This is a genomic window from Zooshikella ganghwensis (assembly GCF_018263875.1).
GTDB lineage: Bacteria > Pseudomonadota > Gammaproteobacteria > Pseudomonadales > Zooshikellaceae > Zooshikella > Zooshikella ganghwensis.
Genome location: NZ_JAEVHG010000004.1, coordinates 298,038 through 313,356, shown reverse-complemented (window position 1 = coordinate 313,356; position 15,319 = coordinate 298,038). Strand labels below are relative to the sequence as shown.

The following is a 15,319-nucleotide window of genomic DNA, read 5'->3' as shown; positions in this document are numbered from 1 at the left end:
TACTACCACCTATAGCATGGAGTTAATGCACTAACACCAGCCATTGCTCTAATTGTTTTTTTAGTTTCCTATTTATCGTACTCAATCCTGCATAGTGCTTGATATAACAATCGATGTTATGCCTTAGCAATGCTTTATCTTCAGAAGTTTCCATGTAACAAGCTGCACTACAATATAACCAGTACATAAAGCGATTTTCTGCCCATAGTTCTAAATGCTTTATCTGCTGTCTAAGTTTATAGCCTTGAGTAATTGCATATTTTACTACAGGCACTTTTAAGCGCTGTCTCACACGCCTTATTGGCTCAATTATTTGCTTATTCCATCCCTTTATGTGTTGATAGACGGGGTTATCCTCAGGTAGAGGAAGTACTTTATTGTTTTGGGATAACCAAACACAAAACAGTAACCAGCAACAATCCAGCCCATAATCATCCTGCAACGCTAATAAAATTTGCTCTTTTTCTGGCGTATAGTAAGCGACTGCAAATGACCAAAATTCGTTATCAATCAATGAACTCAACATGTAAACCTAAACCACTCGTATAAATACTCACAAAATAAGTTATCAAGGATATAATTCTCTTTGTCATCAAAATTATACCTTTAGTAGTCTTTAACTACCTACAATTCTCTCTACTGACAGGTATACTGGGCAATATACTCAATCATCACATAGCAAAGTATTTATGATTCGATTACATGACATCAGTTTACAGCGTGGAAGTAAAATACTATTAACGAATGCAACGACAACCATTCATGATGGTCAAAAAGTAGCAATAACAGGCGCCAATGGTTGTGGAAAATCGTCATTATTTGCGGTGTTTAATCAGCAGTTAACTGTAGACAGTGGTGAGTTTACGATAACCCCTAACCTTCGTATTGCTCATATGGCGCAAGAAGTCACTGCGTTAGATAAAGCCGCCATAGAGTATGTAATTGATGGTGACCAGCACCTGCGCTCAGTCCAACATCAATTAACCGTTGCAGAGCAGCAACATAATAATAACCTAATTGCTCACCTACACAGCGAGCTTGAAAAAATTGACGGTTACACTGCACACCATCGTGCTGCACAACTTCTTCATGGCCTTGGCTTCAGTACTCAGCAAGAACAATTACCTGTGACAAATTTCTCAGGAGGCTGGCGAATACGTCTAAACTTAGCTCAAGCGCTCATGAAACCATCAGATTTATTATTATTAGATGAGCCAACCAACCACCTTGACCTTGATGCCATTCTTTGGCTTGAGCAATGGCTGAAAAGCTACCGGGGAACACTGATTATTATCTCTCATGACCGTGATTTTCTGGATAATGTGGTGCATCAAATTATTCATATTGAGCACCAAACACTTAACACTTACCGAGGAAACTACAGCCAGTTCGAAGTATTACGCAGTGAACAGTTAGCACACCAACAATCAATGTTTGAAAAACAACAAACACAACGAGCCCATATTGAGAGCTTTATTGCCCGTTTTCGCGCAAAAGCCACAAAAGCAAAGCAAGTACAGAGTCGCATTAAAGCTCTAGAGCGCCTTGAAAACATTGCACCTGCTCATGCGGACTCTCCCTTTACATTTACTTTTCCTTCGTCAGAAAAAATGTCAGACCCACTGCTACAGTTGCATGACTGTGCTTTAGGCTACGCTGACCAGGCTATTTTGCAAAATGTAAAGCTTAATATTCATCCTGGAGATACTATTGGGCTACTGGGACCAAATGGCGCAGGAAAATCGACGCTACTCAAAAGTTTGGCAGGAATGCTCAGCATACCAAGTGGTGAAAGAATATGCGGAGAACACCTAAAAATAGGTTATTTTGCCCAACACCAATTAGAGTATTTAGATAATAACGCCAGTCCAGCACTACACCTACAACGACTGTCGCCAAATGCCTCAGAGCAAAGCATACGAAATTTTTTGGGTTCCTTTGATTTTCGTGGCGACTTAGCATTTGACCCCATTACTCACTTTTCTGGTGGAGAGAAAGCCCGTTTGGCTTTAGCGATTATTGCCTGGCAGAAACCTAACCTCTTGCTGCTTGATGAACCAACAAACCACCTTGATTTAGAAATGCGCCAAGCCTTAACCGTCGCTCTTCAGGCTTTTGCTGGAGCATTAGTCGTCGTTTCTCATGACCGACATTTATTACGTAATTGTGTTGATCAACTGTTACTTGTTGCGAATAACCAAGTTAAAGAATACGACGGAGATCTAGACGATTATGCTCAATGGCTAAGCCAAGAAAAGCAGCCAACCTCTCAACAGCCCGAAAGCTCAGGAACCAGCCAAACAACGCAAGCCTCTCAATCAAAAAAAGACCAACGACGTAAAAAGGCAGAGATTCGCCAACAGCTGCGTCCCCTGACTTCAAAAATTAAACAGCAAGAGCACGCATTAGAACAGTTATTAACTAAACTAGACGCAATAACAATTCAACTAAACGATAACGATATTTATAGTGATAACAAAAAGGAACAACTCAAACAGCTTCTTACTGAACAGCACGCAATAAAAAAACAGCAAGAAGAAATTGAAGAGCAGTTATTGATAAATATGGCTGAACTAGAAACGCTGGAAGAGGCCCTTAACGATACACTGGCTGATGAGTGAAAAGCATAATAATAGTGATAATATCAAGGTAAGAAAAAGAAGAATGTTTTGGGAGTAAAAACCATCCCTGGTCAGAGGTGTATATCATATGTAGCTTATTTACAGCTCAAATAGACATTATTCCTTGACTATCATTATGAATCATTGGCTTAGCGGCGGTCTGTGTTAGCACTGACAGCATATGATCCGCCATTTTTTGTAACTGCCATTCGGGCTGTCGGGTACTACCCATAATCCGTAACCCCCATGAACCCGTCATTAAAAATTTCGCCATTTCATCAGGCTGGTTCTCTGGTATTTCACCACAGCTTTGAGCCTGCTTAATTTTATCAGCAAAACGGCCTTCCATATCACTAAAATAATCCATGACACGCTGATGTATTTCATGATCATGAGGTGCAACTTCTAACATTGTATTAATCAGGAAGCAGCCTTTACTCTCCTCATCCTCAACAATTTTTAATATTAACTGCGAAAAATAATATCGAATTGTATTTAAGGGTGACTGGTCTGCAGAAAGACAACGTTGTAGCTCAGATATACATCGCTCTGCATATCGATCTAGCGTTGCGATAAATAACCCTCGCTTGCTTTTAAAGGCTGCATATAAGCTGCCAGGCTTAAGTTTGGTTGCTTCCACTAAGTTAGCAACAGACGTAGCGCTGTATCCTGTATTCCAGAATAACTGCAAAGCCTGCTCTAACACTTCATTGCGGTCAAATTCGATGGGTCTGCCCATTTCTCCCCCTTCTTTTTCATCAAAGGATCACATTAAACAAAATGTTTTAGCGAATTTTCGCTATAAAAAGGACCAACGTAAGCTCCAAACAAGCAGCTACGTCCTTAATAGCAATGGAGGGATAAAACGTTGATTGCCACATCACACAACAACTGACAACTCGCTGATAAGTAATAGCTTTGCTGAATCACTGAACTGATCCAAACAAAACTCCACCAACTATACAGTTATTGATGAAATCACTTTTCCGAAATACTGTTTTCTGGTGAAACCTTTTGCCATGCAAACGCTATATCAATTCTCTGGCCTCTCATTTTCAGAGGTAGCCAAATTCACTATGCCGCATACTTAATACCGATATAGTCATCTTTTGCCCACACCACCTGTCCAGTAATTGTTTTCCACTTTTGACTAAGGTGAATTAACTGCCCCATACGCAGTGGCTGTTTACAACTAACACCTGCACCACCTGTGCTTTGATTAACAATCAAGCACTGTGTTTTTTCTTGACCCACATCCAACTCTGCAGGCTCATAACAGGCAATGCGAGGTGAGTGGCGACGCTCATGAGATAAATACTCTAAGTCACCTACATCTAGCGCTTTTAACAAGTTTTCAGGGCGATAGCTCTCATTAATCCGCATCACCTCTGCAACACTTGGGTGAACAGACTCATTAACGGCGGGCAATAAATCATTGGCAACTCGCTGACGCTCACCAATAGCACGTTCCCCGCGCCGGTGACTCAGAGCATCGATCATTTTATAGGGAAGAGAATAGTTATTCGGGATAATAATCTGCTCACTCTCACTTTGAAGTTCAATTTGTTGTGTGTAAGCAAGAATTTGCGCAACATATTCAGCGTTAAACTGTAAACCACAGTCCCCAGCTTCTCCCATCATCCATAATAATGTTTGGTCTGATAAATAATTTTTTTCGTAGCCCCCACCAATATTGCTGTGCACACCAGAAAACCATACTTGCTGAATATCTTGATACTGTGCGAGCTCTGCACTGGTGTTTACCCATAAATCTGGTGCAAATGCACCTCGTCGCTCATCTATTGCCAGTGCTTGTCGTGCGGTCTGAATATAATGGCCAAGCTTTACATCAAAAAAACCCACCCAACGCTGAGATAGCTTTTGTAACATTGGGGTAGGTACTCCCATTGCACCTACACTATCCCACACACCTAAAAAACGTATACAAAAGTTTTCAATGCTGCTTTCTTTTAGTGATAAATAAAACTCATGCTCTGGGGATAAATAGCGCTGTTCAGGAGACATTCGGTAATAACGATAAGCACGCGGTAATAAGTCAAGGTCTTTTGGTGAAATGAGACCCACAAGCCCCATAAAGCCACATAGTGCTCTCACCGTATAGGCACCTCGGCTAAAACCAAAGCAAAATATCTCATCCCCTGACTGATAGTTATTGGCCAAAAAGCGATAGGCTTGCAGAATATTTGCTGAAATACCGTATCCAGTTGCCCCCCCAACGTATTTTTCCACAATTCCTTCTGTACCAATGCCTGGGTCATAATAGGATATTTGGGGAGTTTGGATACAAAAGTCAGGCCCAGAATAAGCGATGGGCTGAACAGCTCGCATTAGCTTAACAACGTTTGTTGTACAAATTCGTTTCGTTTTCTCGTCAATTTGATCAGGACTATTCCATGTACCATCACAAAAAATTATTAAACGCTTTTTCATGAATATGACCTTAGCGGGAAAAATCCAGACCACGCTTATCTGGAAAAACATCAGCCCTGAGTACAATGAAGACAACGAATAAGTAACAGCTCAAGAATATTGTCTCATTACACCAACCTGTCTTATTTATTACATATAGTTTAAGGATTATTCTTTTGCTGCTTTTTAATAAAAATTTACACTTCGTTCAATTTAAACCCGGCAAGACATAAGGATGCAAAAGAAACGCCAAAAGATATAATGATAGCTTATTGAACGAACACTTATTAATTACTTTATTTATACCCTTTCCCACTTATCAAAACATTTTTTGACTTTATCAGAATTGCCAATAGCTGAACTCATATGGTCTAACTTTAAAATAAATAATAAATACAGGGCAAAGATCCATGCACAATAAGGGATTTACCATCATAGAAGTAATGATTGGATTAGCTATTGCCGTTATTTTAACAACCGTCGCATACCCTAGCTTTATATCATTGATTGTCGAAAACCAACTTGCCGCAGGCTCAAACAGCTTTGTCGGTAGTATTGCTGTTGCGCGTAGTGAGGCCATAAAACGAGGTCAAGCGGTCAGGTTAGAAGCACTCGATGCTTCGGATAATAGCAATGAATGGGGACCAGGTTGGCGTATTGTTGTTGTAACAAGCAGTGAGTTAATCCGAGAGTATGAGGCCTTGGACAATAATGCAACGCTCAATAGTGTTGGTGACAATGGTGCTTACACATTTAATTCCCGGGGTTTCATTACTACCGCCGGAGATACACTTAACTTATGTCACAGCTCAGGGGATGGCAGCCGTCAGATTCAATTATTACGTTCAGGGAGTACAAGTCTAATAAAAGGAGCGGGATGCACACCATGAGAACTTTCACTAAGTTAGCCTCGCAACGAGGCGTCGGTATGATTGAGCTTTTAGTGGCCGTATTTATTTTATCGATTGGCCTGCTGGGCATGGCTGGATTGCAGGCTGTCAGTTTAAAAAACAATAATGATTCCTTAAATCGTAGTTATGCAACCTTTTTAAGTTCCAGCATCATTGACCGTATAAGAGCTAACCCTTCAGCGACCTACACTATAGCCTTGGATGCAGCACCACCTGTAAAAGCAGATAGCTGTGAAGGCAGCTCAAGCAACTGTAATAATGCTCAGTTAGCACAATATGATTTGGCTACTTGGAAATGCTCCTTAGGCAGCCATAACGACGATAGCAACTGTGCAGGTGAGCCTGCAGGCTTATTAAATAATGGACAAGGCAGTATAGCCGTTAGCGGTAACGAATATACCATTACTATTAATTGGACTGAGCGTCTTGATGCAGAAGGTTCACCCATTATTACTAGCTTTGTAACGAGGGCACAATTATGAAACAACAGCAAGGCTTTACCATCATTGAATTAATGATTGCCATGCTGTTAGGGTTATTTTTAATGGGTGGCATTATCAGTATTTTTAACAGTAACCAACAAACTTTTCGTATGTTAAATGGGCTTTCTACCCTGCAAGATAATGCACGCTTTGCTTTTGACACTATTTCTCAAGACATTCGAATGGCTGGCTATATGGGTTGCCTTTCAAGCATTAATGATGTCAATTATTTAAATACCCTTAACCCATCTTCTTCTGACTATATCTTCGACTTAAGCACAGGTTTAACAGGTTACGAAGCCTCAGGAGCAACATGGAAGCCAACCCCCGAAAGCTATGTAACAGATTTAAAGCCACAGACAGGTTCAGATATTCTTGTGATTAGACGCGTATCGGATAATGGCGCCAAACTCACACAAGCGATGCCCTTTCCTTCTGCGGATTTAAAGTCAGAAGCTACAGTCCCCATAGAAGATGGTGAAGTTATTTTAGTCAGCGATTGTAGTAAAGCGACAATTTTTCAAGTTACCAATATTACAACGATTGTTGATGATACAGAATACAATGTGGTTCATAACGCAGGTACTTCTGAAACACCCGGAAATGCTCAAAAAGAATTAACAAACGACGGCTCAACTTATGATGAAGATGCATCTGTCTATAAGTTCAGGACAGCCGTTTATTATATTGCGCCCTCTGCATTTGCTAATAATCAGGGTAATCAGGTGTTATCACTTTGGCGTCGAGAAGGTCTGGACCCCGCAGAAGAATTAATTCGGGGCGTAGAAGATTTAGCCGTTTTATATGGAGAAGATCTCGATAGTTCTGGTGTACCCAATCGTTATGTTGCTGCAAGCAACGTGGGTGATATGAATCGTGTTGTTGCCGTAAATATCAGCTTGAGTGTCAATACGGTTGATGAAGTAAGTCAGGATAATAACCTTATTACCCGAACATTTAATGCCACCATTAAAATCAGAAATCGTGGAGTTTAATTCGCCATGGATACTCCTAATAAGGCTTTTCATTCTTACTCACAAATACCGCATCACATTATCCCCCAGCAGCACCATAACTTAGACAGAAAGAATTTTTCGCCAATGTGTAAAAGTTACAATAAACAACAAGGCATCGTTTTAGTGATCAGCCTGGTCATTTTATTGCTGCTATCCATCGTTGGCATCAATGCCATGATGACAACATCGTTAGACGAAAAAATGAGTGCCAATTTAAGAGATCACAATACCGCTTTTCAAGCCGCAGAAGCCGCCTTAAGAGAGGGAGAAGGAGTAGTGAGTGCTCTGGTCACGCTGAGTGATTTTAATAATGATGGTGATGATGGCATGTACTCTTTAGCCGCAGCTAAAGATTCACCCTGGCAAACTATCGATTGGAAAACCTCTACCAAGCTTCGCACTCTCTCCACCACCATTACAGGGTTAGCCGATCAGCCCAAATATATTATTGAACATTTCACAGCAGTGGTTTCAGAAGAAGAAGCGCTCAATTTAATGAATGTTGGCGAATCGACAGGGGGAGGAGGCACTGAAGTTTTTCGAATAACCGCTTGGGGTGTTGGCTCCTCAGCCACATCACAAGTCATACTGCAAACCACTTTTGCTAAACGGATCTAAACACGCTCTTGATAATAGGCAGGGTCGCAATGAGTAGCAAACACACTTTTACAAGAAAATGGTTAAGCCTATGTATTGCTTCTGTCGTATCAAGTCAAGCGACAGCTGGTGTTCTTGATATTGCAGAACATGCATTAGAGATATCCATTGGTGCTGAACCCAATATTGTCATTCTATTAGACGACTCTGGCAGTATGGATTGGGAAGTAATGACTACTGACCAAACCAACGGTGGTTTATTTACAGGCCAACAGCGCGATGGCAGTAATACTGGGGTTGGGCCAGTGAAGCATCGTGATTCTAACGATGATGGTATAGCCGACTGTAGCTTTAGTAGTGAAAGTATTTTTGGCTACCTTTATGGTGTTGAATTTGGCTCTAATACTTATGGTGATGGCTCAAATGATTGCTATACCGCAGATGACCAGTCTTGGCGGTTTAGAAACAGTAACTTTAATGCACTCTACTTTGATCCAACCCGAGAATACAAACCCTGGCCTGGTTTGGATATCAGTGGCAACCCTCTGACGAACATTGATATTACCAATGCGCCTGATAACCCATACAACCCTGCTGAACGAATTGACTTAACACGGCATAATTCCAACTGGGCAGGTGGCACAGATCGCGATACCTCGGACCGAAATAGTGATGGCAAGGCTGATGGTTTTCGCTATTACACCTGGACAGACAGTAACAGTAATGGACTTTTTGATAACGGTGAACAAACGGAGTTTTACATTCAGGATGCAGATGCCGCCACCAAGCAAAACTTTGCCAACTGGTTTAGCTATTACCGCTCCAGAGACCTAGTTGCTAAAGGTGCGTTAGGCTTTGTGATTGATCAGCTAAGCAATGCCCGAGTGGGTTTTGCCACTATAAATAACGACAGTAATAGTATTGAAGTTGCTTCCATGAATGCCTCTTCCAGCTCTGGGAACAAAAAGGCCTTGCTGGATAAAATATATGGTTCTCCAGTACCTGCTCGTGGTACGCCACTTCGCCGAAATCTAGAGTTGGTTGGAAAATATTTTGAGTGTTTAAGTGGCAATATGTTTGATGCCGATGGTTCTTTTGCCTGCCCCCTACAAGCCGCCCCCATAGGTACCTGCCAGCAGAACTATGCCTTACTCATGACGGATGGTTTTTATAATGGAGGAGCACCCTCAGTCGGTAATGCTGATGCCAATACCACGAACGCATTTGATGGCGGCGCCTTTGCAGACTCAGCCTCAAATACATTAGCCGATGTTGCGATGCATTACTATAAAAGGGACCTGTCAACTACATTAGACAATAATGTTCCTGCAACAACCAATGATGCTGATCGCTCCACCTTAGCTGAAGGTGATAGCATGCATCAACGCATGAATCTGTATACCGTTGGCTTTGGGGTAACAGGTTCCGTCACCAGTATGCCATCAGACTTTACAACGCCATTTACCTGGCCATCAACCAGCACCAATGAAGGTAAAGTTGACGACTTACTCCATGCAGCATACAACGGGCGTGGTGAATATTTGAGTGCTGGTGATCCAGAAAAACTAGCCACTGGTTTAAGTGAGGTTTTTAAAAAAATACAATCAGAATCAGGGGCGGCCAGTGCTGTAGCTTTTAACACGCAAAACGTAGAATCAAATACCCTCCTCTTTCGAGCCTTTTACAATCCACGCTTTGATAATGGCGATGTAGTCGCTCAGAAAATTAATTCAGATGGTACCATCAGCGACATTATTACCTGGTCTGCAGCAGCAAAGCTGGATGAAAAAATTGCCGCAAATGCACGCATCATGTTTACCTATGATAAGGCCAATACAACAGGTGTGCCCTTTAATTATGATAGTGGCCTGACCACTGCTCAAAAAACAGCGTTAGAGTCACCAGCACCAACCTCTCTTCCCAGTGGTTATGGTGATGGTGATAGTGTAATTGGCGATGAGCGAGTCAGTTATTTACGAGGAAGCCAGGCGTTAGAAGGTGAAAACTTCGATACGGGTCAATTCCGCGAGCGCCTTGCATCATCAGGTAGATTGGGCGACATCATTCACTCAACCCCAACATTTGTAGGCGCTCCTAACTTTATTCGTCGTGACTCAGAGCCATACCCTACTGCTTCAGGTAGCCTATATTCTGAATTCGCCGAAGCTAAAGCTACGCGCACAGAGATGGTATATGTAGGCGCTAACGACGGTATGCTCCATGCTTTCAATGCCAATACTGGCGACGAAGTATTTGCCTACATTCCAGATATTTTATTCAGCAAGTTAGGTGAGCTAACCAACCCAAACTATGTGCACCAGATGTACGTTGATGAAAAGGTCAGCGTTAACGATGCCTTTACGGCCGTAACCGATGGTGGCACTCCTGCCTGGGCTTCGGTACTGGTAGGTGCACTTGGTGCAGGAGGTAAAGGCTTTTTTGCCTTAAATGTCACTGACCCAAGTAGTTTCAGCACCGAGTTGTCGGCAGTCAACCAAGTGATGTGGGAGTTTACCAGTGCTGATGATAGTGACCTTGGCCTATCTTTTAGTCGGCCCATCATTGCGATGACAAACACAGAATATGGCAGTGGTGAAAAACGCTGGGCTGCAATTTTTGGTAACGGCTACAATAGCACCAGCACTGATGGAGATGCTGCACTCTATGTTGTTTTTCTAGATGGAGGACTGGACGGTGTCTGGACAGCCGGTACAGACTATATCAAGATCACAACAGGCAAGGGGAAAGCCGAAAGTAGTGATGGAACTACGCCTAACGGTCTAGGTATTCCCCGAGCTATTGATATCGACTCCAATGGTACCGTTGACTACATCTATGTAGGTGATATTCAAGGCAACCTTTACCGCTTTAATTTAACGTCAACCACGACAACTGACTGGACTGACAGTGCTAGCCAGCAAATTATTTTTACCGCAACTTACAGCAGTACCGTTCAGCCCTTTATAGGACAGCCCATTGCCGTCCGTAACCCAAATGGGACTGGTTTAATTATTATTGCAGGGACCGGTAGCTGGTTTCTCAATTCCGACGTTTCATCAACAGCAATACAAAGTCTTTATGGTATCTGGGATACATTAGACTCTAAGACCACATATCCTGTACCACGTAGTGATCTCGTCGAGCAATCATTTACCAATATTGCGGGTACGGTTGAAGGAACTGTGGTTCGAACACTCACAGATAATCTCGTCAGTTATAAGACAACAGGGAAAAAAGTCATGGGTTGGTATATCGACTTTGATGTGTTAACCGCAGGCAGTACAACAGATGTCGAGTTTCCAGGGGAGCGCCCTGTACGTCAGTTACTTATTAGAGATGGCATATTATTTACTAACACCGTTATTCCCAGCACTAATTTATACTGTACTTCAGGACCAGGTGGCTTTCAGATAGCAATCAGCCCAATCAGTGGTGGCGTTGGCCGTCTCACGCCAATCTTTGATATTAATAATGATGGTGCATTTGACTCTAAGGATAACGTTCCTGCAACAGATACTGTTGTCTCTGGCACACGATTTGAAGGTGCAACCCCCTCTGACTCATCCTTTATTGGCGATTTTCTAGTGACTCAGTTAAGCGATAAGTCTATTGAAATCATTAAAACAGATACCAGCGAAACTGCTACGGGTCGTTTATCGTGGCGACAAATTTTTCTAGAGTAAAGGTGATTAACATGCCAAGGATTCAAAAGTATCCAAGCCTTTTTTTTTCAACCGTTTTTTTATTAATCAGTGGTATAACACTATTAAGTACACCATCAAAGAGTGAAGAGGTAGAGTCCAAACCCTCGTTCGACTTGCCTAGTTATTATCCTGTTGAATTTCAGTATAAGGCAGTTATTGATCAATATATTCCTCGACAAAACAAGCTGGTTTTAAATGCACAGCATTTTCCAGTCTGGCAAAATGCTAAGCTACACTTGCTATCACAAGAGCATGCAACCCTTCATGCATTAAAGTCTGGTATGGTCATTGGCTACAGCATGAAAAGCATTAGCAACCGAATGGTAATTAATGAACTATGGGAGCTGCCTAAAGAAATGGCCCCTCCACCTCACTAACTTTTTGGCGAACCGGACAATATAACTTTAAATAAAGGAAAACATGTATGAGTAAAGCAAATGGTTTCTCGCTGATTGAGCTGCTGATTGTGATTGCCATCATTGGTATTATTGCCGCTATTGCCTACCCCTCTTATCAAGACCACGTTACTAGAACTCGTCGGGCAGACGCCCAAGCCGCATTAATGCAAATGTCCCAAGCCATGGAGCGTGCTTATACAGAGGCTTCACCTTCTACTTACCCAACTGCAATGGGTACAGGGGCAGGTCAACTAAACTTTCCTACTCAAGCTCCTCTAGATGGAGATACTAAGTTTTATAACTTAACTATTCTTGCTGCTGATGGCACGAGCTATTCGATTGCTGCTTCTCCTATAGCAGGGGGGGCACAAGTGGGAGATGGCCGTTTACGATATGAATCAACAGGTCGGAGATGCCGCTTTCCAGCTAGTGACTCATCAACAGCAGCTTGTACTGATGGCAGTGCTGTATCATGGGATGCCCGTTAAGCCTAAACTGACTCCTACGCTACTACATCAACTGTTTTATAGATTGCTTTACTTGATGTAAATAATGCCCACCAAATAAATTATAATGATTCATTAAATGGTAAAGGTTATAAATTGGGCGCCTTAATACATAATCTTCTGACAAAGGGAATACTTGATTGTAACCTGTATAAAACTCTTGGGGGAAACCACCAAATAACTCAGTCATAGCAATATCTGTTTCGCGATCGCCATAATAACAAGCAGGGTCATAGCAATAAGGCTCACCGTCTGCTGTAAAGCCTGCATTACCACTCCAAAGATCGCCATGTAATAACACAGCTTCTGGCTGATGATCCGCTAATAACAGTTTAATGGTGTTAATTATTTCCTCACTAAGCGCAGCCCCCTGCTGATTAGCCAACTCAAGTTGAACCCCAATTCTTTGCTCTGCAAAAAACTCAGACCAGTTAGCTTGCCAATGATTAACCTGTAAAGTACGACCAATAAAGTTATTTTGCGACCAGCCAAAGTGCGTTTTATTCGTGGTTTTATGTAGCTGAGCAAGCTGACGTCCAAATTCATTCCACTTTCCGATACCTGGCGCAATATACTCTAGCAATAAATAATTACAGCCACATTCATGATCAGTTGCTATAACAGCAGGCACTTTCAAACAATCAGCTTCTTTTAATACTTGTAAATTTAAAGCTTCTGCTAAAAAATTAGTATTTTCATCATCGTGATTTATTTTTACAAAAAAACTGACATCACCTTGCCGTAAGGCAAAAGCCTGATTAATATCCCCACCTACTAATGTATCAATATACTCTGTATCAAAGGCATAACCTAAGTAGTTTGAGATATGTTCATTCAATATGCTTTTTAATCCAGAAGATATTGTCATAGTGCATTTAAATTATTCGTAAAAGTTTAAAATAAATTACATTATCATAGTTCCATTAATAAAGCCTATACTAAAAACTGAAAAACATCATTAATATACCCTTCACGAATTTATTTGAGGCTTGTTGTGGGTATAAGAAATAATGAAATAACTTAAAAACCATAATAACCTTTACTAAAGAACCCTTCCCCCTCCAAAAACATGCAACATATCCCTGTAAAACAGGCACACTCAACAAACTGGCTATTAACCGCCGATGGGCAGCCACGTGGCTATATCGCCCCCCACTCATTGCAAGAACTTTGGTTTCATACTGGTACGGCTTGCAACCTCCGCTGCCCTTTTTGCCTTGAAGGTTCCAAACCGGGTGATGATCGTTTAGCAGTCATGAAGTTAAAAGAGGTTAAACCCTTTATACATGAAGCCCTTTACTTGGGTGTACAGCAGTTTTCATTTACCGGAGGCGAACCCTTCGTTGCAAAAGAGATGATAAAGATTTTACAGTACGCCAGCCAATACCGCCCCTGTTTAGTATTAAGTAACGGTACAGCTCCTCTTTTACAACGCTTTTCACAACTTGTGTCGTTAAGCTCCGCACCACACGCCATTCGCTTTCGTATAAGTATCGACTATCCCGATTCAACACTGCATGATAAAGATCGTGGCACAGGTTCTTTTGCAATGGCGCTTAAGAGTCTTCGCCAGCTTTATCAAGCGGGCTTTAATGTTTCAATTGCTCGCCAGCAACCCAGAGAGGAGAACACAGATGATATAACTGATCAGTATCACAAACTTTTAAACAGTATTGGTCTACCACAAACTATTCCGGTAATTCCTTTTCCAGATTTTGCACCTCCGTTTGTACAGCGCACAACACCTCAAATTACAGAGCAGTGTATGCGGACCTATCACACCTCTGCCAGTCGACGACAATTTATGTGTGCCTTCAGTAAAATGGTGGTTAAAATTAAAGGTCGCCTAAGAGTGTATGCCTGCACCTTAGTTGATGATGATCCTGTTTATGATTTAGGCAGTAGCTTACAGGAAAGTATGAATAAGCAGATCCGCCTTGGTCATCATCGCTGTTACAGCTGCTTTGCCTTTGGCGCCTCCTGTAGTGAAGGCACATAAAGGCAATCCTGCGCTAAAAAACATCAACCACACAAGTAAGTACCTGTGCCCACGGCACAAAGCTCATGCTGGTCGTTATAAAACTCTGAACGCGTTACAGCCACTTTATTACCAGAACGCAATAAAGTAGCCACGACATAAAAAGCATTTCCTCGCCCAGGGCGCAAATAGTCTACACGCAAATCTATTGTACTGATTTTAGCTAATCGCTTAATGCGCTCGTCTAAGCTTAAGTGCTCGAGTTTCCGAAATGCCCCTACCAGCGCCATCGCCCCCCCAGTGACATCCAACATGGCAGAAATAACTCCACCATGTAAAATTCCCATAAAGTAATTACCTATAAGTTCCTCTTTCATAGGCAAATACATTTCAACACAACCTGCTTCGACCCGAGTAATCTTCATCCCCAGAAACTTGTTGAATGGAACCTTGTCAAAAAAAGACATCACTGCGGCTTTTATTTCAGGTAAAAACTCTTCAACATCTTGCGTACTTTGCTTCACTGCTTCCCACCCTTGAAAGCGTTAAATGGAGTAGACATGGATATCCGCATAGATTAAGGAATACCAAAATTTTATATCTGATACCCCTTAACCTACCAAGCCACACCCAGAAGTATACCTATTTGCAAATGGTATAAATTCAGTAATCGATA

General features: G+C 41.9%; 14 protein-coding genes. 9 read left to right on the top strand and 5 right to left on the bottom strand.

Annotated features, from left to right (window positions below; genetic code table 11):
- Positions 1 to 22: 22 nt before the first annotated feature.
- Positions 23 to 526, bottom strand: a complete 504-nt coding sequence (locus KHS79_RS09010; protein ID WP_212718405.1) for a TIGR02444 family protein — start codon at positions 524 to 526, stop codon at positions 23 to 25.
- 163 nt (positions 527 to 689) lie between these two features.
- Between KHS79_RS09010 and KHS79_RS09005 the strand changes: the two genes are divergently transcribed.
- Entirely contained in the window at positions 690 to 2,621 is a 1,932-nt protein-coding gene (locus KHS79_RS09005) for an ATP-binding cassette domain-containing protein (protein WP_212718403.1), read from the top strand.
- Positions 2,622 to 2,727: 106 nt separating this feature from the next.
- On the opposite strand, the gene KHS79_RS09000 is transcribed toward KHS79_RS09005, so the two are convergent.
- Positions 2,728 to 3,360, bottom strand: coding sequence for a TetR/AcrR family transcriptional regulator (locus KHS79_RS09000; RefSeq protein ID WP_212718401.1), 633 nt, complete (start codon positions 3,358 to 3,360; stop codon positions 2,728 to 2,730).
- Between the two features lie 335 nt (positions 3,361 to 3,695).
- Positions 3,696 to 5,072: a phospholipase effector Tle1 domain-containing protein gene (locus KHS79_RS08995; protein ID WP_212718399.1), complete on the bottom strand. Its 1,377-nt coding sequence runs from the start codon at positions 5,070 to 5,072 to the stop codon at positions 3,696 to 3,698.
- A 389-nt stretch (positions 5,073 to 5,461) separates the two neighbouring features.
- Between KHS79_RS08995 and KHS79_RS08990 the strand changes: the two genes are divergently transcribed.
- From KHS79_RS08990 to KHS79_RS08960, 7 genes are read left to right on the top strand one after another with little or no spacing between them, the layout of a single operon-like run.
- Positions 5,462 to 5,941, top strand: coding sequence for a GspH/FimT family pseudopilin (locus KHS79_RS08990; protein ID WP_212718461.1), 480 nt, complete (start codon positions 5,462 to 5,464; stop codon positions 5,939 to 5,941).
- Complete coding sequence (pilV, locus tag KHS79_RS08985) at positions 5,938 to 6,444, top strand: type IV pilus modification protein PilV (protein WP_212718398.1); 507 nt, start codon at positions 5,938 to 5,940, stop codon at positions 6,442 to 6,444. Before KHS79_RS08990 ends, pilV begins: the two co-directional genes overlap by 4 nt.
- A complete protein-coding gene (locus KHS79_RS08980; protein WP_212718460.1) occupies positions 6,441 to 7,439 on the top strand; it encodes a PilW family protein in 999 nt (332 codons plus the stop codon). Before pilV ends, KHS79_RS08980 begins: the two co-directional genes overlap by 4 nt.
- A gap of 6 nt (positions 7,440 to 7,445) precedes the next feature.
- The gene (locus tag KHS79_RS08975) at positions 7,446 to 8,078 is read left to right on the top strand and encodes a pilus assembly PilX family protein (protein WP_212718397.1); all 633 of its coding nucleotides are present in this window, start codon (positions 7,446 to 7,448) and stop codon (positions 8,076 to 8,078) included.
- A 29-nt stretch (positions 8,079 to 8,107) separates the two neighbouring features.
- Positions 8,108 to 11,740 carry a pilus assembly protein gene (locus KHS79_RS08970; protein ID WP_212718396.1) on the top strand — a complete coding sequence of 1,211 codons (3,633 nt, stop codon included), beginning with the start codon at positions 8,108 to 8,110 and terminating at the stop codon, positions 11,738 to 11,740.
- Between the two features lie 11 nt (positions 11,741 to 11,751).
- The gene (locus KHS79_RS08965; RefSeq protein ID WP_212718395.1) at positions 11,752 to 12,138 is read left to right on the top strand and encodes a hypothetical protein; all 387 of its coding nucleotides are present in this window, start codon (positions 11,752 to 11,754) and stop codon (positions 12,136 to 12,138) included.
- Positions 12,139 to 12,185: 47 nt separating this feature from the next.
- The gene (locus tag KHS79_RS08960; RefSeq protein WP_212718394.1) at positions 12,186 to 12,647 is read left to right on the top strand and encodes a type IV pilin protein; all 462 of its coding nucleotides are present in this window, start codon (positions 12,186 to 12,188) and stop codon (positions 12,645 to 12,647) included.
- Between the two features lie 22 nt (positions 12,648 to 12,669).
- Here KHS79_RS08960 and KHS79_RS08955 read toward each other — a convergent pair whose 3' ends face one another.
- Positions 12,670 to 13,533, bottom strand: coding sequence for a fructosamine kinase family protein (locus KHS79_RS08955; protein WP_212718393.1), 864 nt, complete (start codon positions 13,531 to 13,533; stop codon positions 12,670 to 12,672).
- 201 nt (positions 13,534 to 13,734) lie between these two features.
- Here KHS79_RS08955 and KHS79_RS08950 point away from each other — a divergent pair, with 201 nt between their 5' ends.
- The gene (locus tag KHS79_RS08950) at positions 13,735 to 14,664 is read left to right on the top strand and encodes a radical SAM protein (RefSeq protein WP_212718392.1); all 930 of its coding nucleotides are present in this window, start codon (positions 13,735 to 13,737) and stop codon (positions 14,662 to 14,664) included.
- 23 nt (positions 14,665 to 14,687) lie between these two features.
- Here the strand turns inward: KHS79_RS08950 and KHS79_RS08945 are convergent, their stop codons facing one another.
- Positions 14,688 to 15,167: a thioesterase family protein gene (locus tag KHS79_RS08945; RefSeq protein WP_230400374.1), complete on the bottom strand. Its 480-nt coding sequence runs from the start codon at positions 15,165 to 15,167 to the stop codon at positions 14,688 to 14,690.
- Positions 15,168 to 15,319: the final 152 nt, after the last annotated feature.